The 20,425-nt window shown below is 53.3% G+C and carries 20 protein-coding genes; 7 read left to right on the plus strand and 13 right to left on the minus strand.

Features of this window, described 5'->3' with window-relative positions; all coding sequences use genetic code 11:
- Window positions 1-402 precede the first annotated feature (402 nt).
- The 4 genes from puuE to J7395_RS03575 are packed head-to-tail and all read left to right on the plus strand — an operon-like array spanning window position 403 to window position 3,485.
- The gene (gene puuE / locus J7395_RS03560) at window positions 403-1,323 is read left to right on the plus strand and encodes an allantoinase PuuE (RefSeq protein WP_209220544.1); all 921 of its coding nucleotides are present in this window, start codon (window positions 403-405) and stop codon (window positions 1,321-1,323) included.
- Between the two features lie 33 nt (window positions 1,324-1,356).
- Complete coding sequence (uraD, locus tag J7395_RS03565) at window positions 1,357-1,884, plus strand: 2-oxo-4-hydroxy-4-carboxy-5-ureidoimidazoline decarboxylase (protein ID WP_244204966.1); 528 nt, start codon at window positions 1,357-1,359, stop codon at window positions 1,882-1,884.
- A gap of 51 nt (window positions 1,885-1,935) precedes the next feature.
- A complete protein-coding gene (alc, locus tag J7395_RS03570; RefSeq protein ID WP_247741943.1) occupies window positions 1,936-2,967 on the plus strand; it encodes an allantoicase in 1,032 nt (343 codons plus the stop codon).
- Window positions 2,964-3,485 carry an ureidoglycolate lyase gene (locus tag J7395_RS03575; RefSeq protein ID WP_348541213.1) on the plus strand — a complete coding sequence of 174 codons (522 nt, stop codon included), beginning with the start codon at window positions 2,964-2,966 and terminating at the stop codon, window positions 3,483-3,485. The genes alc and J7395_RS03575 overlap by 4 nt, the downstream gene beginning before the upstream one ends.
- Window positions 3,486-3,524: 39 nt before the next feature.
- Here the strand turns inward: J7395_RS03575 and J7395_RS03580 are convergent, their stop codons facing one another.
- The 9 genes from J7395_RS03580 to J7395_RS03620 form a co-directional block, all read right to left on the minus strand.
- Window positions 3,525-4,202, minus strand: a complete 678-nt coding sequence (locus tag J7395_RS03580) for an HAD-IA family hydrolase (RefSeq protein ID WP_209220547.1) — start codon at window positions 4,200-4,202, stop codon at window positions 3,525-3,527.
- On the minus strand, window positions 4,199-4,873 hold the full coding sequence (locus J7395_RS03585; protein WP_247741944.1) for a tetratricopeptide repeat protein: 675 nt from the start codon (window positions 4,871-4,873) through the stop codon (window positions 4,199-4,201). Before J7395_RS03585 ends, J7395_RS03580 begins: the two co-directional genes overlap by 4 nt.
- A 158-nt stretch (window positions 4,874-5,031) precedes the next feature.
- Window positions 5,032-6,741: a DUF4153 domain-containing protein gene (locus J7395_RS03590; RefSeq protein ID WP_209220548.1), complete on the minus strand. Its 1,710-nt coding sequence runs from the start codon at window positions 6,739-6,741 to the stop codon at window positions 5,032-5,034.
- 143 nt (window positions 6,742-6,884) lie between these two features.
- A complete protein-coding gene (locus J7395_RS03595) occupies window positions 6,885-7,667 on the minus strand; it encodes a succinate dehydrogenase iron-sulfur subunit (protein WP_007088832.1) in 783 nt (260 codons plus the stop codon).
- A 25-nt stretch (window positions 7,668-7,692) separates the two neighbouring features.
- Window positions 7,693-9,489 (minus strand): succinate dehydrogenase flavoprotein subunit, encoded by a 1,797-nt coding sequence (sdhA, locus tag J7395_RS03600; RefSeq protein ID WP_062951142.1) that lies wholly within the window; start codon window positions 9,487-9,489, stop codon window positions 7,693-7,695.
- Between the two features lie 4 nt (window positions 9,490-9,493).
- Entirely contained in the window at window positions 9,494-9,877 is a 384-nt protein-coding gene (sdhD, locus tag J7395_RS03605) for a succinate dehydrogenase, hydrophobic membrane anchor protein (protein ID WP_062960618.1), read from the minus strand.
- 27 nt (window positions 9,878-9,904) lie between these two features.
- Window positions 9,905-10,285 (minus strand): succinate dehydrogenase, cytochrome b556 subunit, encoded by a 381-nt coding sequence (gene sdhC, locus J7395_RS03610; RefSeq protein ID WP_062951138.1) that lies wholly within the window; start codon window positions 10,283-10,285, stop codon window positions 9,905-9,907.
- A 273-nt stretch (window positions 10,286-10,558) separates the two neighbouring features.
- Window positions 10,559-11,611 carry a MaoC family dehydratase gene (locus J7395_RS03615; RefSeq protein ID WP_097051624.1) on the minus strand — a complete coding sequence of 351 codons (1,053 nt, stop codon included), beginning with the start codon at window positions 11,609-11,611 and terminating at the stop codon, window positions 10,559-10,561.
- 83 nt (window positions 11,612-11,694) lie between these two features.
- Entirely contained in the window at window positions 11,695-12,573 is an 879-nt protein-coding gene (locus J7395_RS03620) for a CoA ester lyase (RefSeq protein ID WP_209220549.1), read from the minus strand.
- A 221-nt stretch (window positions 12,574-12,794) separates the two neighbouring features.
- Here J7395_RS03620 and J7395_RS03625 point away from each other — a divergent pair, with 221 nt between their 5' ends.
- From J7395_RS03625 to J7395_RS03635, 3 genes are read left to right on the plus strand one after another with little or no spacing between them, the layout of a single operon-like run.
- Window positions 12,795-14,345, plus strand: a complete 1,551-nt coding sequence (locus J7395_RS03625; protein WP_209220550.1) for an OmpA family protein — start codon at window positions 12,795-12,797, stop codon at window positions 14,343-14,345.
- Between the two features lie 2 nt (window positions 14,346-14,347).
- On the plus strand, window positions 14,348-15,889 hold the full coding sequence (locus J7395_RS03630; protein ID WP_209220551.1) for a hypothetical protein: 1,542 nt from the start codon (window positions 14,348-14,350) through the stop codon (window positions 15,887-15,889).
- Window positions 15,879-16,760, plus strand: a complete 882-nt coding sequence (locus J7395_RS03635) for a hypothetical protein (protein WP_209220552.1) — start codon at window positions 15,879-15,881, stop codon at window positions 16,758-16,760. The genes J7395_RS03630 and J7395_RS03635 overlap by 11 nt, the downstream gene beginning before the upstream one ends.
- Window positions 16,761-16,767: 7 nt before the next feature.
- Here the strand turns inward: J7395_RS03635 and J7395_RS03640 are convergent, their stop codons facing one another.
- The 4 genes from J7395_RS03640 to J7395_RS03655 are packed head-to-tail and all read right to left on the minus strand — an operon-like array spanning window position 16,768 to window position 20,394.
- Window positions 16,768-17,670 carry an HlyD family secretion protein gene (locus J7395_RS03640; protein WP_209220553.1) on the minus strand — a complete coding sequence of 301 codons (903 nt, stop codon included), beginning with the start codon at window positions 17,668-17,670 and terminating at the stop codon, window positions 16,768-16,770.
- An 8-nt stretch (window positions 17,671-17,678) separates the two neighbouring features.
- Window positions 17,679-17,882: a DUF1656 domain-containing protein gene (locus J7395_RS03645; RefSeq protein WP_097051627.1), complete on the minus strand. Its 204-nt coding sequence runs from the start codon at window positions 17,880-17,882 to the stop codon at window positions 17,679-17,681.
- The gene (locus tag J7395_RS03650) at window positions 17,879-19,972 is read right to left on the minus strand and encodes an FUSC family protein (RefSeq protein ID WP_209220554.1); all 2,094 of its coding nucleotides are present in this window, start codon (window positions 19,970-19,972) and stop codon (window positions 17,879-17,881) included. The genes J7395_RS03645 and J7395_RS03650 overlap by 4 nt, the downstream gene beginning before the upstream one ends.
- A gap of 14 nt (window positions 19,973-19,986) precedes the next feature.
- Window positions 19,987-20,394, minus strand: a complete 408-nt coding sequence (locus tag J7395_RS03655; RefSeq protein ID WP_247741945.1) for a MarR family transcriptional regulator — start codon at window positions 20,392-20,394, stop codon at window positions 19,987-19,989.
- Window positions 20,395-20,425 lie beyond the last annotated feature (31 nt).

A 20,425-nucleotide genomic window follows, 5' to 3' on the forward strand; every position in this document is an offset into this window, starting at 1 on the left:
CTCTCATGCGGTGGTCGGTCGCTTCTTCCCTGGTCGGCTTTTCTGATTGATCGTTTTATGCCGAACGAATTTATAGCGTTTCAAAAAGGTCGCATTAGGACACGGATCGTGGAAAGAGGTGATAAAGTGAAACTATATCAATAATTCTTTGAAAAACGATTGCCACAGCTTCGTGCAGAATACGATCAAAGCCGGATAAAAAGCTTTTAAAAGCCAACAAAAAACCGGCCAAAGCGATTTCCCGTCCAGGAACATTATCAAAGTCATATTGATAGTGCGGCATGATCATCCATCAATCAGCGCGCAGGAGTTCTTCCTTGCTGCGCTGCGACCTATGGTTAATGCTACACCAAACAGCCAGCATGACAAAGCCGGGCGTTGCGATATCAGGAGAGGCCAAAGATGACCGAACAAAATTATGCACGCGACCTGATTGGCTATGGCCCCAATCCACCAAAGGCCAACTGGCCGGGCAAGGCCCGTGTTGCGGTCCAGTTCGTGCTGAATTACGAGGAAGGCGGTGAAAACTGCGTTCTGCACGGTGATCGCGCGTCCGAGGCATTTCTGTCGGAAATCATCGGTGCCGACATGCGCGAAGGCGTTCGCCATATGAGCATGGAGTCGATTTACGAATATGGTTCGCGCGTTGGTGTCTGGCGCATCCTGAACCTGTTCCGCGAACGGCAAATTCCGATCACCATCTTTGCCGTTGCCATGGCACTGGCCCGTCACCCAAAGGTTGGCGAAGTCGCTATGCGCGACGGTCATGAAATCTGCTCCCACGGTTATCGCTGGATCGATTACCAATATTTCCCCGAAGAACTTGAACGCGAACATCTGCACAAAGCCATCGACATCATCAAGGATGTGACGGGCGAACGCCCGCTTGGCTGGTATACAGGCCGCACAAGCCCGAACACCCGGCGGCTTGTCGCCGAAGAAGGCGGCTTCCTGTATGACGCCGATGATTACAGCGACGAACTGCCTTTCTGGTCAACACAGACAGACACACCGCATTTGATCGTTCCCTATACGCTTGACGTCAACGACATGCGCTTTGCCGCCATGCAGGGCTTCAATTCCGGCGAACAGTATTTCCAGTATCTGAAAGACAGCTTCGACACGCTTTACGAAGAAGGTGCCGAAACGCCGCGGATGCTATCGATTGGTTTACATTGCCGTCTTGTCGGCCGGCCGGGGCGGTTTGCAGCCCTGAAACGCTTTGTCGATTATGTGCGCGGTCATGATGATGTCTGGTTTGCACGTCGCGTCGATATTGCGCGTCACTGGCGTGAACATCATCCGTTTACCGAAAACAAATAAGCATCAAGAAAAACAAGAACTGAAATGGCCGTTATGACCAAACCTGAAAAATCATTGTTCGAAACCCGACCGCCCAGCACCTTGGCGCAAAGCGCCTTTGTCTCGCTGTATGGCGGGGTTTACGAACATTCCCCCTGGATCGCAAAGCAGCTTTATGATCGCGGCATCACGTCTGCCCTTGATACCCCCGATGCACTCGCCGATGCCATGGCAGCCGTGGTAAATGGCGCGGTTGACGATGACAAACTGACACTGCTTCGCGCCCACCCTGATCTTGCAGGCAAGCTTGCCTTGGCGGAACTGACGCATTCCTCGCAGAATGAACAAACCGGTGCCGGACTTGATCAATGCACACCAGACGAACTTGCCCGTTTTACGCAATTGAATGACGACTATAAGAAGAAGTTCGGTTTCCCGTTCATTTTTGCTGTCAAAGGGTTCCATCGGACCGACATCCTGAACGCATTCGAACGCCGCGTTAAAAACGATGTTGAAACCGAATTTAACGAGGCCATCAATCAGGTACATCGTATCGCCAAGCTGCGCCTCGAAGCCCTTTGATCGCCAATGACCGGCCTGAACAAAATAACCAATAATCAGGATTTAAAAGCCATGAGCCACCACACAAACCATGATGCCCCGGAATTTACCCGGCGTTTTGTCAATCTGGCCGATGAACGTCTGGGTGCAGAGGCAATCTTTGCGACTGATGATTTCTTTGCCGACAAGCAGCGCATGCTGCAAACCGCGGATGCGATTTTCTATCCGGACAAATACGATGACAATGGCAAGTGGATGGACGGCTGGGAAAGCCGCCGTAAACGTGTGGAAGGTCATGATTACTGTGTGGTGCGGCTGGCAACATCGGGACGGATTTATGGTGTCGATATTGATACCAGCCACTTCACTGGCAACTTCCCGCCCGCCGCATCGCTTGAGGCATGCTATTGCCCGGATGGCGATCCCGCAGATGATGCGACCTGGACCGAAATCGTCGCCCCGATCGGGCTACGTGCCGGTGTCGGAGCAGAAGCCCACCATTATGCCGAAGTCATGGCAGAGGGCGTTTTCACCCATGTGCGCCTGCATATCTTTCCCGATGGTGGTATTGCCCGCCTGCGCGTTTATGGGCGCCCGGATCGAGACTGGTCAAAAATGGCAAGCAGTGCCGATCAGGTTGATCTGGCAGCCATGATTAATGGTGGTGTGGTCCTGACATGGTCGGATGCCCATTATGGTAACCCGAATGCCATTCTGGCACCGGGCCGGGGCATCAATATGGGTGATGGCTGGGAAACCCGGCGCCGCCGCGAACCCGGTAACGAGTGGCTGGTTGTTGAACTCGGCCATCCCGGCGAGATTGAAAAAATCATCGTCGATACCTGCCATTTCAAGGGCAACTATCCCGACCGGGTTTCCATTCAGGCCGCTTATGTCGATGGTGAAAAGGACAAGTCGCTGCGCGCACGGTCCATGTTCTGGCAAACCATTCTGCCCGAACAGAAAATGCAGGCTGACCATATCCACGAATTTGATGCATCAGTGATCGCAAAGCTTGGACCGGTATCGCATTTGCGCGTCAATTCCATTCCCGATGGCGGGATCAGCCGCCTGCGCATTCTTGGTAAACCGGCAAAGCGATAAGAACGATGAAACTGAAAGTCGAACTGCTGACACCAGCATCGTTTGCCCCGTTTGGTGAGGTGATATCAACCGCCACAGCGCGGGATGAATACAAGATCAATCTGGGCACGACAACGCGATTTCACGATATATCACGCGTTGATGTCGGGGATGAAGGCGGCGCACCAATCATCAGCATTTTTCGCGGCACACCGCGCCCGATGCCGATTGAAATCAAAATGATGGAACGCCATCCGCTCGGCTCCCAGGCGTTCGTGCCTCTAAGCGGTCAGAAGTTCCTGATTGTTGTGGCAGAGGGCTCGGAAGCCCCTACCTCCGAAAAGCTGCGCGCCTTTATCTCGGACGGAACACAAGGTGTGACTTATGCCAAGAATATCTGGCACCACCCGCTTCTGGTGCTTGAACCTGAAAGTGACTTCTTGATCGTGGATCGCAGCGGCCCGGGCAACAACCTGAACGAGGTTGATCTGCCGATGGTCGATGGCACGGTTATCACACTTGATTGGCCCCTGCCCTAATATCGGACCACGAAGACATCGCACCCTGATCGATTTCGATCAGGGTCGATTTGCCAGTCCCAGATTTGCAAGATACCGATGCAGTTCGCTGGCATCACCGACGACATCCTCGGCGCCTGCCTGCATCAACATTTTGGCATCTTCCGGATTTCTATGGCCGCCACCAAGAAAGCCGACGGCTCGCATCCCGGCCGCCGCAGCGGCAATAATTCCGGCGGGGCTATCTTCGATCACGAGGCAGTTTTCCGGCTTGGTACCGCATTCGCGCGCCGCATGCAGGAAGATATCCGGGGCAGGTTTGCCATTTTCTACTTCCTCGACCGAGAAAATCCGCGTCCCGAAGAAATCAAGCAGCCCCGTAATCCCAAGACACATATCAAGCCGCGCCAAATCGCTGCCTGATGCGACACAAACCGGCACGCTCAACGATTTCAACAACGTGTCGATACCGCTGATTGCCCGAAGATCGGTTTCAAAAAGATGTGCGAGCAAATCTTCGCATTCTTTCTGATAATGCGCCGCTTCGATTGCAGTCGCGTGCTCATCATTCAGGCTCTCAATCATCCCGGCATAGGATACACCGCCAAAACGGCGCGCCAGATCATCCGATGACAATGCAATGCCGTGACCTGCAAGTATCTGAACATCGACGGCAAAAGACAGCACTTCGCTATCGATCAGCACACCGTCACAATCAAAGATGACCAGATTGATCACTGCGTTGCCGAACCGCCACCCAGATCAAGGGCGAGCAATCGTTTCTGAATTTCCTGGGACAGCACCGCACCTGGCTGCGCGCCAAGGGCGCGCTGATAGGCGGCACGTGCCATTTCGGTCTTGCCCATTGCAAGGGCGTTGTCGGCAAAATGTGCAAGATGTTCAGCCGTCGGCATTGCTTTGTTAACCGCAATGAATATCTCTTCGGCTTCCTGATATTTGCCCTGCTTGTAAAGCACCAGCCCATAGGTATCGAGTGCACCGGGATCATCAGGGGCAACCTGCAAGGCACGCTTGATCAGGCGTTCTGCTTCACCCAGATTTTCCCCGCGAACGGCATAGTGGAACGCCAGCCAGTTTGCCGCACCGGCATTCCCTGCATTCGATGCCTGAGTTGCTTCCGCCAGCATGGTGTTGCGATAGGTTTCCATCACCGACTTGATGCCATCGCTATCAAGACCATCAACCCATGTCAAACCGACACGAACCGCCTTGCATCCCTTGCCACCCTTTTCCTGACAAAGGGCAACGGACTCTTCAACTGCACCCAGGACGGTCGCACTCGGTCCAGCGGCATATTCAATCCCGGCCTCGTCACGCGACAACGCCTTGAAATCAATCATCGCACGATAACGCTCATCGACCGGTTTTTCTGCCGGGCTGGCAAACATGTCCTGAGGCTCCCATTTCGGGGAGGTATCGCCACAGGCCGCCAAAGTCAGAAGTGCTAAACCCACAATGAGATGATGTGTCCGGATCAACAAAGCAGTCATTCCCTGATGCTGTTTCATATGATGACAAAGCATAACCCGCCCCGATTAGGCAGGCGTTAACGATATTGCCCCCAACGTGCCCCACCGATCAGAAGGTCGGAGTAACGTGGCGAAACGATCTCGAAATTTCCGTTGGCAAGATCACGCAGCATTTCCTCGTGGTCGATTTCACTCTGATCATGGAAGAAACTGGCTGCAATCTGCCAAGCAGCATCGTCTGGCCCGTAACGATAGACATCAACATAGTCGCGTGTCGTGAAAAAGGCCGCCTCTTCCATGCCATCCCCGTCAAGGTCAACCATCAACAATGCACACTGGTTCGGGGCCCCTCCTGTACCTGAAGCTGCCTTGCGACAGAAACGACGATCATATTCAAGCTGGCCTTCCAGCAGGGTCTTAACTGCTTCCTGAGGTATCTGGTATTGCGACGGGTAGACCGGAATATTGTCAATTCCGGCCTTCATTCGATCACCATCAGGATCGAAATAGCTGCGTAGTTCGGCAAGTGGCGGCACCACGTCGGGCTTTGCGCTCCCAAGTTCGGCAAGTGCCTCCTCGCCCGGCATTCCAAGATTTCGGGCAATGAAAGCAAGATCAGCCGTGTCCCAGTCTGTCATAGATGACAGACGGCTTTGCTGATTGCGCGCCGAAATGCTGACCGGATCAAGGAAGGGCAGATGCATGATAAAGGCCGTCAGGGCCCCGCAAATCGCGATATGGCCAAACGCCCTGCGCAGGGAGACCGGGGTTGACTGACGACGGCCAAATGCCGCCACCGAAAGCCAGATCGTTGCCATCAAGACAAATACCGCCGCCCAGATCGCATAAACCCGCGAAGGGGTCAGGCCATATTCACGCACCCGGATATAAATCGTCGCCATCGCAATCAGGGCGAATATCGGCGCCATCCATAATGTAAAGCGAAAGACGCGATCACCAATCCGGCCAAACAGAGTTGTGCCTTCGCCTGCCTGAACCGCACCAAAAAGCAAATAACTAAGCCCTGCTGCGGCAGCCATCACGGTCCACCAGACACCAAAATCCTGATCCAGCAGAACTTCCCAGCCGCCAAGTGCGGCTGCAACCAGAAACAGGAAAAGCCCGGATGCCTGGATCGGATACAGAATGCGGAACATACCGCCAATCACCTGACGGACCGGGATCAGAAGCCCCGATTTTTCCCGGGCAATCAGAATACCGGTGGCAAAGGCCGCCCCCGAGAGCGGCAAGGCAACATATGCCTCGCTAAGCAGTTCCCAGATCTGGTCGATGCCAACCAGAATCAACAGTGAACATAGCGCATAGAAAACCGGCCAGAAAACGGCAACCCCGACCAAACCGAAAACCAATGCCAGCTTGATCGACCAGATTTCCGGCACAAGTGCCGCCCGATCCGGATAGTTTGGCAAAACGGTCGTCTGCAACGGCCCCCAAATGCGCCATATGCCAACAGCGACCCCGACCCAAAGCGCCTGACAGGCCAGCAGGGCGAAAATGGCGGTTTCGTCCGTATACTCGAACCCAACCAGATACTGAAATGCCAATACCTGCAGGGCTGCAATCAATGGCAGGACGAGCGTCACGGCAAGATCATCACGCAGCCGACGCACCCCGATGGCAAACCAGCTGCAATAAGCCAGTCCGGCGATAAACGTCATCAGGCTCGCCAGAAGATAATTATCCTCCCAGCGATAATCGATCAGATACCAGAATGCTAAGCCATATGCCGCGCCGCTCAGGGGGAACAGCCAATGCGCCTTTTTCATGGGTTTGCCTTTGCTCGCGCCCGATTATCCGGGTCAGGTTGTCTTCATGAAAGGTATTAAAACAGAAAAAGCCGCCGGGATCATCCGATCTCCGGCGGCTTTAACTTTTTGTCTTAAAAAGACTTTTTTATGGTGCGAACCGATCAGGCGCGGCGTTCTGCGATCATCTTTTTGATTTCGGTGATCGCCAATGCCGGGTTCAGGCCTTTCGGGCAGGTATTGGTGCAGTTCATGATCGTGTGGCAACGATACAGACGGAACGGATCTTCGAGCGCGTCGAGACGTTCCCCGGTATATTCATCACGCGAGTCAGCCAGCCAGCGATAAGCCTGCAGCAGAACAGCCGGGCCGAGGTAACGGTCGGAGTTCCACCAATAGGACGGGCACGCGGTCGAGCAGGAGAAGCACAGGATGCATTCCCACAGACCGTCAAGCTTCGCGCGTTCTTCACGCGACTGCAGACGTTCACCATCCGGCGGTGTCGGGCTGTCAGCCTTGAGCCACGGCTCGATCGAGGCAAGCTGTGCGTAAGGCTGGGACAGATCGGGTACCAGATCCTTGACCACCGGCATATGCGGCAGCGGATAGATTTTGACTTCGCCCTTGATGTCCTCGATCGGTTTCAGACACGCAAGCGTGTTGCGACCGTCGATATTCATCGCGCACGAACCGCAAATGCCTTCGCGGCAGGAACGGCGGAAAGTCAGGGTCGCGTCGATCTCGTTCTTGATCTTGATCAGCGCGTCAAGAACCATCGGACCGCACTTGTCGAGGTCAATATCGTAAGTATCGGTACGCGGGTTATCTCCGCTGTCAGGATCGTAACGATAGATCTTGAAGCTGCGGGTGTTTTTCGCGTCAGCCGGTGCAGAGAACGACTTGCCCTCTTTGACGACCGAATTGGCGGGAAGATTGAATTCTACCATCTCTCAAATCCTCTCTTGCCGCGCCTTAATAGACGCGCTCTTTCGGCTCGATATACGACACTTCATCGGTAAGGGTGAAGGTATTGACCGGACGATAGGTCAGATCAACGCCATACCCTTTGTCCCAACCGACGGTGGCGATCGTGTGCTTCATCCAGACTTCGTCATCACGCTTCGGATAATCCTCGTGGGCATGTGCCCCGCGTGATTCGTGACGGGCCTCGGCGGAATTCATGGTTGCTGCGGCGCAGACCATAAGGTTTTCGAGTTCCATCGTTTCGACGAGATCGGAGTTCCAGATCAACGAACGGTCCGACACGGCAACATCGGGAAGCGTTGCTGCGGTCGCGGAAAGTTTTTCGACACCTTCCTTGAGAATCTCGGACGTACGGAACACACCACAGTTGCCCTGCATGACACGCTGCATTTCCAGACGAATCTCGGCAGTCGGGCGGGAACCCTTTGCCCAACGCAGACGGTCGAAACGTGCAATCGCCTCGTCGCCGTCAGTGGTTTTGAGTTCCTTGTAGGATGCCTTGGCATCGACGACTTCGGCTGCATGCAGACCGCAGGCACGACCAAACACAACAAGGTCAAGCAGCGAGTTGGTGCCCAGACGGTTCGCACCGTGAACCGATACACAGGCCGCTTCGCCAGCCGCCATCAGACCCGGAACGATTGCGTTCGGGTTATCCGGGGTCGGACGCAGGACTTCGCCCTTATAGTTGGTTGGAATACCGCCCATGTTGTAATGGACCGTCGGCAGGACCGGAATCGGTTCCTTGGTCGCATCAACACCGGCAAAGATTTTTGCGGTTTCGGTAATACCCGGCAGACGTTCCCACAGCACTTCCGAACCAAGATGTTCAAGGTGCAGATGGATATATTCGCCGTGTTCACCAACACCACGACCATCACGGATTTCCTGTGCCATACCGCGCGAAACGACGTCACGCGATGCAAGGTCCTTAACGGTCGGGGCGTAACGTTCCATGAAACGTTCGCCTTCGGAGTTGGTCAGGTAACCACCTTCACCGCGTGCGCCTTCGGTGATCAGGCAACCCGAGCCGTAAATGCCGGTCGGGTGGAACTGAACGAATTCCATGTCCTGAAGACCAAGGCCCGCACGTGCAACCATACCATGACCATCACCGGTGCAGGTATGTGCCGAGGTGCAGCTGAAGAAGGCGCGACCGTAACCACCAGATGCCAGAATGACCATCTTGGCGTTAAAGCGATGCAGTTCGCCGGTATCAAGATCCCAGGCAACCAGACCTTTGCACGAACCATCTTCACCCATGATCAGATCAAGGGCAATATATTCGACAAAGAATTCGGCTTTGTGTTTCAGGCACTGCTGATACAGCGTATGCAGCATGGCGTGACCTGTACGGTCAGCCGCAGCACAGGCACGTTCGACCGGTGCCTTTCCGTGGTCACGGGTGTGACCACCGAACGGACGCTGATAGATTTTGCCATCTTCGGTCCGCGAGAACGGCATGCCGTAATGTTCAAGTTCATGAACCGCCGGAACGGCGTTACGGCACATATATTCAATCGCGTCCTGGTCACCCAGCCAGTCAGACCCCTTGACGGTGTCATACATATGCCACTGCCAGTGATCCTCGGACATGTTGCCAAGCGACGCACCAATGCCGCCCTGCGCCGCAACAGTATGCGAACGGGTCGGGAAGACCTTGGTGATACATGCGGTTTTCAATCCGGCTTCGACCGTACCAAGCGTCGCACGAAGACCGGCGCCGCCTGCGCCCATAACGACGACGTCGTAGTTATGGTCGATGATTTTATATGATTCGCTCATTGGTTCAGGCTCCGGCAAAAACGATACGCAAGACCGACACGATGGCGGCAACCGACAGGAAGGCGGCCACAGCCTTGATCAGGAACAGCGATACGATTTCTGCTTTACGGTTGTGCACATAATCTTCGATCACGACCTGCAGGCCGTGCGTGAAGTGCACCGAAACACTGATGATCATCAGGATCATCATGGTCGAATGGAAATACGAGCTCAGCCATTCACGGACTGCATCATAGTCGGCCGTATGGCCAGACAGGATCGATATGATGAACCAGATGCCGAGCGGAAGGTTTGCGACAGCGGTAACGCGCTGGGTCCACCAGTGCGACGAGCCACTTTTAGCAGAACCGAGGCCGCGTACACGACCCAGATCGGATTGCATTTTCATGACAGGTTTGTCCCCTCTTGCCCGGCCTTAGGCCAGACCGATAATCCAGGTAAGAATGGTCAGCACGACTGCCGCGCCAAGGACGATCGGGTTGCCTTTTGCGGCACCCTCATTCGTCAGGCCGCGACCGGTATCCCAGACAAGGTGCCGGACACCGTTGCAAGCGTGGTAATAAAAAGCCGCCGTCCAACCGAACAGCAGCAGCAGACCAAACCACGAGGTGAAAAATGCGTGATAGCCGTTAAAGGCGTCACGACCAGCGCCGGCACCAATCAGCCAGGACGCCAGAAATACGAAACCAATGGCAAGACCGACACCCATCGCACGGAACGAAATGGACATCTTTGCTGCCATCGGAAGCCGGTACACCTGCAAGTGCGGAGACAGCGGCCGATTGGCTTTGCTCATAGCGGATTTGCCTCTTCTCAAAGTAGCTGGCGGGAAAGCAGGGTTTATTTACCCATGCAACGGGATTGAGTCAATCTAGACACCTTTGAAATCCAAAGAAATCCGCGATCAAATTCCGTTTTCGCCTCGGTTAAACTACGTAGGTTGACCTCTCATATGCCGTTTGCGACCCGCGGGAAGGGCCAAGGGTTTCCCCTTTACGCAGAAAACGGCGTAACGTGCTTTTAGCAATCGCACAATTAGACCTTATTACGCAAGACTGCAGCTGCCAGATTATCTGGGAATTAAAACCGTATAATCAAAGTCCAGAAGAACGCCGGAGTCATATTTTCCTTCGGCGTCACGTAACGGAAAGTCAGATGCCTGACCATCCCGCACCGCAACAAGACGCAAACGAAGGGCCCCCAAGTCACGCCGTCCCGGAATTTCAAACTTGTCGAGCACCTCGGTCCAGGCAAACACCGTATCCCCGGCAAAGGCCGGATTGGCATGCGCACCCGCATTAATCGCGGCAATTCGGAAACCGTTGCCAAGCCCGTTAAAGGACAATGCCCGTGCCAGTGAAATGATGTGCCCTCCATAAATCAGCCGCTTGCCAAACCGCCCGGCACCTGCCGCGACCTGATCAAAGTGGACCTTGGCCGTGTTCTGGTAAAGCCGGGTGGCGATCTGGTGCTCGGCTTCCTCGATGGTCATGCCATCAATGTGATCGATTTTCTCGCCAATCGCATAGTCATCCCAGCAATGGGGCGATCCAGCCAATTCAAAATCATAGGCCGACAGATCGAGGCTTTTGGGGATTTGCAATGCCTCGGGCGCAACAACACCCGGCAATTCAGGAAGTACAGTTTCAGGTGTCGGTGCGCTTTCATCACGTTTGTGCACCATGACCCAGCGATTGTAATCCAGCACCATCTCGCCACGCTGATTACGACCGACGGAGTTGACGTAAACCACCCCAGTCTTGCCGTTCGAGTTTTCCTTGAGCCCGATCACGGTCGATACCGTGCCGACCGTATCCCCCGGATAGACTGGCGCACCAAAGACCCCGCCCGCATAACCAAGATTGGCAACCGCATTTAACGACACATCCGGCACGGTTTTGCCAAACACCATGTGAAACGCCAGAAGATCATCCACCGGCGCGCCATCGAACCCGATCCGGCGGGCAAATTCATCCGATGACTGCACCGCAAAACGGGAACCATAAAGCCCGGTATAAAGCGCAACGTCACCACTCGTAATCGTACGCGGTGTCGCGTGGCGGATTTCCTGACCAATACGGAAATCCTCAAAGTAATTTCCGGGATTTGTTTTCGATGCCATGATGCCTCCCTGCATGTATGGCGCTTGGTCTGACGGGCAGGAAGCCGGTGCTTTTCGCTTTTTTACCGGCTATGTGGCCGGGCTTAAGCCGCGTCCATTTCCGCAATCTGATCGGCCATAGCGACCAGACGTTTGGCCGAAACCACATGCAAATTCTCGATCAGCTTGCCATCCACCACGACAACGCCTTTGCCCTCTTGGGCTGCTTCCTGATGGGCTGCGATGATCTTGCGTGCCCAGACAATCTCGGTTTCGGCGGGGGCAAATGCGGTATTGGCCGCAGCAATGGTTTTGGGATGGATCAGTGTTTTGCCATCAAATCCCATTTCGCGCCCCTGCTTACAGGACGCGGCAAAACCATCATCATCCGAAAGATCAAGATGAACGCCATCAAGAATCGCAAGGCCATAGGCACGTGCTGCCAGCAGACAAAGACCAAGGCTTGTTATCATCGGCAAACGATCAGGCGTATGGGCACAGTTCAGATCCTTCGCCAGATCGGATGTTCCCATCACAAAACCACCAAGACGCGGGTGAGCACCTGCGATTTCCTTCGCGTCAAGCATCGCAAGTGGCGTTTCCATCATGCACCAGATACGCATATCTGCGTGCGCGCCTTCGGCCTCCATGATGGTCGCGACCTGCCGGACCGTATCGGCACTTTCGACCTTGGGCAGCAGAATGGCATCAGCCGATGTTTTGGCCGCAGCCACGATATCGGCATATCCCCACGGGGTATTTAATCCGTTGGTCCTGATCTGGATTTCACGTTTGCCATAACCGCCCTCCGCCAGCGCGGAAACAATCTGATTGCGCGCCACATCCTTTGCATCGGGGGCCACTGCGTCCTCAAGATCAAGGATCAGACCATCAGCAGGCAGGCTGCGTCCCTTTTCCAGCGCCCGGGCGTTGGAGCCCGGCATATAAAGAACACTGCGACGTGGGCGGTTAGTTGCAACCATAAGGCGCCTCCGAGCTTGGGTAATTTTCGTATAATATTCATTTATAATTTTTATGAAAATTACCCAAGCTCGGAATGCATCGCAAGTCTCTTTTTGCATTGCAGTATACCGGATAATTATCGGTGGACCATTTCACAAACAATACTTGCTGATCTTATATCGGTAACGTTAATAGTATTAACGGGGACTGATACACATAATGATTGAACTTGGGGATTCACATGAAATCCATGCCTGCAAGGGCCCTGATTGCATCTTTGTGCGCAACCAGCTTGTTAAGTGGTTGTGTTACAAATGGCTCTAACCGCAATTTCCTGAGCAGTACACCCGGCGCGAATGGCGAATGTGACTATAATGAAGCTGCCTATGTTATTGGCGGTGCAATTATAGGCATTGGTATCGGCCTGCTTGCTGGCGGAGATAATCGAGGACTTGCAACCGTTGCGGGCGGTGCCGTGGGAGGCCTCGCAGGCAAAGGTTTGCAGTCTTACCTGCAAAGCAGATGCCAGGAACTTGCTGCGGCCCAAAAACGCATGAAGGAAAGTGACCTTACCGTTCAGGCGGTAACAGCTCCTGCACCAAGCAGTTGGGTAAACCCCGATGCAACGTCACCAAAAGAAGGTGAGCAAGGCATCGTCGTCACTGTTTCAAATGCGGCAATGTTTGCCACCGGCTCATCGGTACCAACAGAATCCGCCGCTGCTGATCTACAACAATTGGCAAAAACATATGCCGGCAAGAACCGCAGGGTTTTGATTATCGGACATACAGACTCGACCGGCCCAGAACAGCTTAACCGAACCCTTTCCGAAAAGCGCGCAAGAGAAGTCGCCAAAATCTTCGAAGAATCCGGCGTGCAACTAGGTGACCTGTACTACAAGGGGGCAGGTGCCGACCGACCGGTCGCCAGCAATCTAACACCAGAGGGACGCGCGGCAAATCGCCGGGTAGAGGTCGTTGAACTTGGATCCGAAGAGGGCATCATTGCCTATGACAACTTCGTTGAGAGTGATCCAACTCTTCCCGCGCGGGTTGCTAAATCGCACGAGACTCCAGGCACACCGCAACCACCACAAAAATCCGAACCTGCAGCAGAAACAAAACCCGAAATCTTACCCAATACTAAAACCGTAATCGCCGCATTGAAATCAGGTAAATCAATTGATTTTGGTGGCCAGCCAATTGATGAATTTGATCAGAACCTAGCTGCAAATGTCGATAAAAACCAAGAAGAGGAACCTCTTCTTTCTTACCTGTGGCCGATCTCCGAAGCCAACGCTTCCAACGGAGAAAACATCATGCTTGGCACAGCTTGCATTAGTGACAGCTATCGCCCGGTTGGAAACATCATGTCTCTGGATGGGGACAAGCCGGTTCATCGCACATCGGAGTATATTCCCGGACTTTACTCAACCTCTTGGCATGACAGCGTCAACAAACATCTTGTCGGACTAACCAAAGTGGCAGTGCTGGAAGATAGCGGCCTTGTTGATAAAAACCCCGGTCTCTTTGTATTTGAAAATTACAGGAAAGGGGATCAAGAACCGAATCTGAGTGCTGAGGGCTCGGCGAGGTCATATGTCGGGACAAACGGCGTCGTCTATCGCGTCTTCTTTGATGAAAGCGCTTGGCCGGTGAGATGCGTCGATACGTTCTTCCCGCGCAACATGACTCAACAAGGCCATGCACAAGCGCGTATATATTACGATAAAGACAGCAAAGTGTTTGCAACCGCGATGAACTTGAAAAAAGCCCAAAGCACGGAACAATAAAAATGGATGAACTTTACGCATTCTTGTTAGCATATCGTGCCATCATTGGCGCAGCGGTTCTTACAGCCATCTTTTTCATTCTCGTCATTGCTTGGTGGGATGAAGTAAAACTTTTTTTCAAGAGCGCGCTCTATAGCTTACCCCTGATTGGTAAAACACGTCGCCTCGCCAAGGACATTTCTGTCCGCAAAGATGGTTGGTTTGCTTCCGAGCGTACTCTTTGCGATGACTTTGCGGGTGATATCCGGCGTATTGCAGCTGATCCTGAAATGTACGACCGTTCCAAAAGTTACCTCGGAAAAGTACAAGAACTGGGCCGGAACGAACTCGGCATCCTCATGCGCATTCTTCTGATTGCCATGGTCTTTGTCGAAGCTCTTGGTTTTGCCTACGTACTTGCGGGCTATACCTTGCCAGGAGCCAGTGAGCAATTGCAGGTTCAGGGATCCTTCTTTATTGCCTTCCTAATCTCCTGTGTTTTGGTGTTTCTGACCCATCAATCAGGTCAGGAACTTCACAAACGTGGCCTGATCAAGAAAATTCGCACATGGTGGATGCATGACATTTCGGAAGATCGCCCAAATCTTCTGGGGCGCACCAACAAGGTCACCCTTGAAAATGATCAAGTTGATGATGATGACCCCGCCTATATGCAGATTCTCCATCGCGTTGATACAAATGCACACGTTACGCCCGGCGCACCAATGTGGACCATCATTGCGACAATCGCCATCATCGGGGTCGCCATTGGTGCAACATATGTGCGCTATGAGACCTACCAACAGGAAAAAACTGCGGAAACCATTGGCGCAACCACGCCGTCGAGTAATTCCCTCTTCTCACTTGAAAGCCTTCATTCTGAAGGACTTCCTGATGTTCTGACTCAGCCGCAGGCTGAAGCTGACAACCAGGCACAGAACGAACAGGAAGGCGCACGTGATGCTGCCAATCTAACGACCTATGCCATTCTGGCAACTTTATTCATCCTGATTCAGATCATGGGTATCGGCATCGGTTATAAAACTGGCTTCGCAGGCAAGGAAAGCTCTACAGCGCGACGCATCATTCGCAGTTTTCCAAGCAGGATGTCTTATGAGGCTTGGTATGAGCGCAAACGTGATGCAATCGCCAGGGTTGCTCAAAAACACCTCTCAAATTTGCAGGCACGACTAACCGAAAACGCTGCAGCCAATGGGGTAGATAAAACGCACAGGGAAGTTTTGCAACATTCTGCAGATCGTACATTTATCGAGCATTACGAACAATCTGAACTCAAAGCAGAGCAATCTCGCCAAAACAGCGAAGCACGCAAACTTGCTCGTTCAGCCGAAACCAAAGCATCGACGTCAGAAAGTACGAAGATTACGTCCGAACCAGAACCTGCAAAAACGGACAAACCGCCTGCTGTTGCGGAGAGCCAAGAAGAAATGAAAGCGCGCATTCGCAGGGAACTGCTTGCCGAAAAAGAGGCAAAAGAAAAGCATATCGAGACCGAAGAAGAAATGCGAGAACGCATGCGCAAGGAGCTCGGACTTGATTCTTAAACATCCGGTTCCAAAGACGACACAGAAGTTAGGGCATCTATTTGCCGCTACGCTGTTTTCTGCTGCTGCATTTTTTGGCCTCAGCCAACAATCTGCAAACGCCGCAACCGCAAAAATCGACAGCTGCTATCAGTTGGTCATGCTGGAGGATATCAATCCTCCAGTTCCGACACGAGATTTATATGTGCTTGTCGACCAAACAATGGAGTTACCTGAAAAGCTTCAGGAAGAAACATATCAGAAAATCATCGACTTTCTGAGCCCAGGAGATACTATCCAAATTATCGGTTTTTCCGCCAATGCTGCGGGGTTCTACACTGAGGTAATTCTCAAAGGTGTCATTGATACCCGCTTGATTGATGACGTTCGGTATTCCGTTTCCAAGAAAATCTTGCGGCAACTGGATCAGTGTTACGAAACACAGGACACTCAAGTGCGTCAATATGCTGGGCGTGCTCTAATCCATGCATTTTCCAAAGCAACAACCGAACTTCCCAAAACAGAAATTGTTTCCAACCTTTCCGTTGTTGCAAAGGATATTATCGCCAAGTCTGAAACACCGGAAAAGTATGTTCTTATAGTTTCAGACATGATGGAAAATTCTGACCTGCTGTCGCTGTATGGTACTGGCAAACTGGAAGCTCTCAACGTCGACCAGGAAATCAGCAAGCTCAGTAGAAAGCTTGCATTTGAAAATATGGACAAGGCCAAAGTATATGTCATTGGCGGTGGTTATCTTGCCAATGGGAAATATCGTTCATCTTTGGCATTGAAAGCGCTTGAGAATTTCTGGGCAAGCTACTTTGAGCATTCCAATGCCGAACTCAAACAGTTTGGGACCCCCTCCTTGCTGAGTGGAATCGGAAACTAGACGTTCCTTAAAAGACGGACGCCCGGAAAGGGCTTCCGTCTTTTTCGTCCAGTACCGTTACCGTAGCACTACGCCCTGCAACCAACCGGACACTTTCAGGGACGTTATCAAGCGATACGCGCACGGGCACACGTTGCGCCAAGCGGACCCAGCTGAAGGTCGGTTTGACATTTGCAAGGTTTCCGCCTGCACCCGACCGTTCACTATCCTGAATGCCACCCGCAATGCTGACCACATGACCATAAATAGCGTCATCTTCACCCATCAGACGGACTTCGACCTGATCACCGATTGCGATACGCTGCAGTTTGGTTTCCTCGAAATAACCAGCGACATAGAATGACTGGCTATCGACCAGAGCAGCAATCGCCTGCCCTGCACCAACATAGTTTCCCCGACGCAACGAGAAATTTGTCAGGATGCCATCCACCGGGGCAACAACCTTGGTACGCGCCAAATTCAAAACCGCAAGGTCAAGATCGGCCTTGGCCAGATCCATATCTGCCTGTGCGGTGGCAAGGTTGGTCGCAACCTGTTCTTTTTTCTGGCGCGACACAACGTCGCTATCAAGCCCCTTGTAGCGTTTCATTTCACGCTGGGCCTGATCCCGTGCGGCGATGGCACTTTCAAGCTTCGCCTGTGCCTGATCGACGGCCACCTGATAACGGGCGGGATCAATGGAAAACAGCAAATCCCCGGCGTGAACAATCTGGTTATCGGTAACATGCACCTCACTGACCAGACCAGCGATATCCGGCGCAATCGCAACGACATCGGCACTAACCCGGCCATCTCGCGTCCAAGGGGAATTCATATAGTAATCATACAGCTGATAACCGCCAGCCGATGCCGCCAGAACAAGAACAAGCGTCACCAAAGCGCGAAGGAAATTGGCAAAAGTCGGTTTCATATCGTCACCTATTGAACAAATAATCCCGAAAGTGCGGTCAGGATCAGCACGAACAGGGCCAGATCCGTCAAAGCAGGATGCGCGGTTATCTTGTAAAAACCGATCCGCGCAAGGCCAACATGCAGCACTTTCAGGCAGAACCAGGCGCCAAGCGCCATCATCAGAAAGGCGGGTACAAACACGCCATAAATATCGACCGTCGGATTGATCATGCGGTTTCTCCCATTAACGGCGGCAGGTCAGGCACGAGTGCTTTTTCTGCCGGGCGATCCAGCTTTGGCGCACCGGTCCGAGACAAGGCACGACGTAGCGCAATCAAAGGGATCAGCAATTTACCACGCAATGGTGAGGGCGAAATCGCCACCACGTCGCGCAGGATATTGTCGACTTCTTCAACGATCAGCGGATCGGGCAGTGCGGAGAAGTCATGACGACGATTATCGAAATGTCGGGCCATGTTACGCAAAACGCCATCAAGCTTTGCTGCGATGCGCCGATCCGCCAGCTCCTTGAAACGACGCAGGTCATAAATGCTGGCCGCGATTGAAACCTCGGGCATTGCGCGGATCAGGGTGTCGCGATGGTCCGGTGCGAGTGCCAGCCTCGGCAAAATCAATCCCTGCCTATCCAGCAGGCGACGGACCATAACCATCCGTGGCAAGCTGACCGTCCCGCGCGCGATTGCACTGATATCGCGCCAGTTCGACATTACCAGACGCCGGATACTGTCATCTACCGTCACGCTACGGACAAAAGCCGTCACGACCGCGGCAACTGCAAAACCGGCAAGAGAAGCAATCCCGCCATCGAGCAAAGTCGCAAAATCGCTGCTGTAACTGGTATCGACATTCAGGATCATCACAACATTGACCAGCATCGCCAGAGCAAACCCATAGGTCTGCGGCGAAGTCATCAACACTCCCAGCAAAAGGAAATAGGGTGCAAATGCCATCACAAGAAGCGGGAAACCATCGATAGCGGGCAAAATCGCAAGGCTGTAGATAATCACGACAACAATTGCCATCGCAGTATAACGGATGAAGCCCTTTAAGGCCGGAACCGGATTATCCAGAAACGACATGATACTGGCACCGACTGCCGCCATCATCGCGGCCGTGCTGCCGGCCGGCCAAGCCGTCACGATCCAGAAACCACACACCAGCAAGGTTGCAATCACCGCCGTCAGGCCAGACCGGAACGCAACACCGTAATCGCGATGCAAAGCCCGCTCCTGCGCACTATCACGCCAGCGATCCACGACGTCGGCTGGAACATTGTCGACACGCAACCCATCCCACAACCGGCAGCAATCTGAATAAAAATTCAAAAGCCGATGCAGACGATTACAAAGATTAAGCTGCAACAGGCCATCCCATTCCGATGCATTCGAAAACTCGGTACCATATGCGGCAATTCGCGTATGAAGCGCCTGCGCTGACGAACCGTCGTAGTGGCCGGTTGCCATATGGATCGCAACATCATCGAGAATGGCCCGCAAATCTTTGGGGATGCTCCCACTGTAATCGACAAGCGCTGTTATTCTGTCATGAACGGCGAAAAACACAGGCAAAAGAGCGGCTATCGCGCTTTGCAGGGCCTGCAATTGGCGGGTTCGCCCAGCAAATCGGGACTTTTCATATCCCAGATGAACAGAAAGCCCGTGCAATTCACCAATATCTGCCGCGATGCGTGTCCGGTCCTGATGCAATTTTTCAGGATCAGAACCGGCATCAAAACTTAGCTTTGCCAGGTCAGCAATATCGCCCATCCAGCCATCAATCCGTGCCGCGACGACCGGGCCGACATGGCGTGGGAAAATGATATGACTGACAAGTGTGGCACAAATGATGCCAAGCGAAATTTCCTGGACACGCGCAACGGCCGTATCAAAAATAATCCCGGGGTCCGTTACGCACGGAAAACCGACAATCGCTGCGGTATAGCCCGCCAGCATGAAAAGGTAGCTTTTGGGCGTTCGATCCAGCCGCGATAGATAAAGACAGCCACCAACCCAAAGAGCGAGCGCAAGCGAAAGCAGAACAGGCGCATTCACAAGGTTCGGCACCAGCACAATGGCCGCAACCGCCCCAATGATCGTACCGATGACACGATAAATCGCCTTGGACGCCAGAACACCGGACAAAGGATGGGCAACGATATAGACCGTTGCCATCGCCCAGACAGGCCGATCAAGATCAAAGGCCAGCGCAATAAATAATGCAAGAACCGCCGCGGCAAACGTTTTCGCCGAAAACAGCCAGTCAGCACCTTTGGGACGCAGGGCAAGAATATTTGCAAACATCCTGTCCCCTTCCTCTAAGCTTCGCCGTCGCGTTGCGCCAGCTTGCCAAGCAATTGCTGCATGACGTCAAGCGTGGTCGCAAGATTTTCGGGGTCGATATCAGCCGTCAGTTCGTTGCGGATATCGGCAAGAATGACCTCGATCTCGGCGGCTTTGTCTTTGCCTGCTGCCGTCAGCGCAACCATTTTGGCACGCCGGTCGCTCAGATCGCATACCCGCGAAATGAGCCCGTCGCGTTCCAGCGCATCAATAACCCGCACAAGCGATGGACCTTCAACACCGATCTCATCTGCGATCAAACCTTGTCGCACCGGACCGGCTGCCCGATTGAGAACAATCAGGGGCATCACCATGGTTTGAGACAGCCCATGCGACTGCAATGTGCGGTCAATCTCGCGCCGCCAACAGAGTGCGACACGCATCAACGTGCTTCCAAAGCTCAGATAAGGGGTA

The sequence above is a fragment of the Thalassospira sp. A3_1 genome (genome assembly GCF_017744215.1).
In the GTDB taxonomy this organism is placed as follows: domain Bacteria; phylum Pseudomonadota; class Alphaproteobacteria; order Rhodospirillales; family Thalassospiraceae; genus Thalassospira; species Thalassospira lucentensis_A.

What these genes read in the sequence shown, in the direction of transcription:
- puuE (WP_209220544.1), top strand. Translation starts at nt 403, where the DNA reads ATGACCGAACAAAATTATGCACGCGACCTGATTGGCTATGGCCCCAAT.
- uraD (WP_244204966.1), top strand. Translation starts at nt 1,357, where the DNA reads ATGACCAAACCTGAAAAATCATTGTTCGAAACCCGACCGCCCAGCACC.
- alc (WP_247741943.1), top strand. Translation starts at nt 1,936, where the DNA reads ATGAGCCACCACACAAACCATGATGCCCCGGAATTTACCCGGCGTTTT.
- J7395_RS03585 (WP_247741944.1), bottom strand. Translation starts at nt 4,873, where the DNA reads ATGTTTGCCAGCCCGGCAGAAAAACCGGTCGATGAGCGTTATCGTGCG.
- J7395_RS03590 (WP_209220548.1), bottom strand. Translation starts at nt 6,741, where the DNA reads ATGAAAAAGGCGCATTGGCTGTTCCCCCTGAGCGGCGCGGCATATGGC.
- J7395_RS03595 (WP_007088832.1), bottom strand. Translation starts at nt 7,667, where the DNA reads ATGGTAGAATTCAATCTTCCCGCCAATTCGGTCGTCAAAGAGGGCAAG.
- sdhA (WP_062951142.1), bottom strand. Translation starts at nt 9,489, where the DNA reads ATGAGCGAATCATATAAAATCATCGACCATAACTACGACGTCGTCGTT.
- sdhD (WP_062960618.1), bottom strand. Translation starts at nt 9,877, where the DNA reads ATGAAAATGCAATCCGATCTGGGTCGTGTACGCGGCCTCGGTTCTGCT.
- sdhC (WP_062951138.1), bottom strand. Translation starts at nt 10,285, where the DNA reads ATGAGCAAAGCCAATCGGCCGCTGTCTCCGCACTTGCAGGTGTACCGG.
- J7395_RS03615 (WP_097051624.1), bottom strand. Translation starts at nt 11,611, where the DNA reads ATGGCATCGAAAACAAATCCCGGAAATTACTTTGAGGATTTCCGTATT.
- J7395_RS03620 (WP_209220549.1), bottom strand. Translation starts at nt 12,573, where the DNA reads ATGGTTGCAACTAACCGCCCACGTCGCAGTGTTCTTTATATGCCGGGC.
- J7395_RS03625 (WP_209220550.1), top strand. Translation starts at nt 12,795, where the DNA reads ATGAAATCCATGCCTGCAAGGGCCCTGATTGCATCTTTGTGCGCAACC.
- J7395_RS03630 (WP_209220551.1), top strand. Translation starts at nt 14,348, where the DNA reads ATGGATGAACTTTACGCATTCTTGTTAGCATATCGTGCCATCATTGGC.
- J7395_RS03640 (WP_209220553.1), bottom strand. Translation starts at nt 17,670, where the DNA reads ATGAAACCGACTTTTGCCAATTTCCTTCGCGCTTTGGTGACGCTTGTT.
- J7395_RS03645 (WP_097051627.1), bottom strand. Translation starts at nt 17,882, where the DNA reads ATGATCAATCCGACGGTCGATATTTATGGCGTGTTTGTACCCGCCTTT.
- J7395_RS03650 (WP_209220554.1), bottom strand. Translation starts at nt 19,972, where the DNA reads ATGTTTGCAAATATTCTTGCCCTGCGTCCCAAAGGTGCTGACTGGCTG.
- J7395_RS03655 (WP_247741945.1), bottom strand. Translation starts at nt 20,394, where the DNA reads ATGCGTGTCGCACTCTGTTGGCGGCGCGAGATTGACCGCACATTGCAG.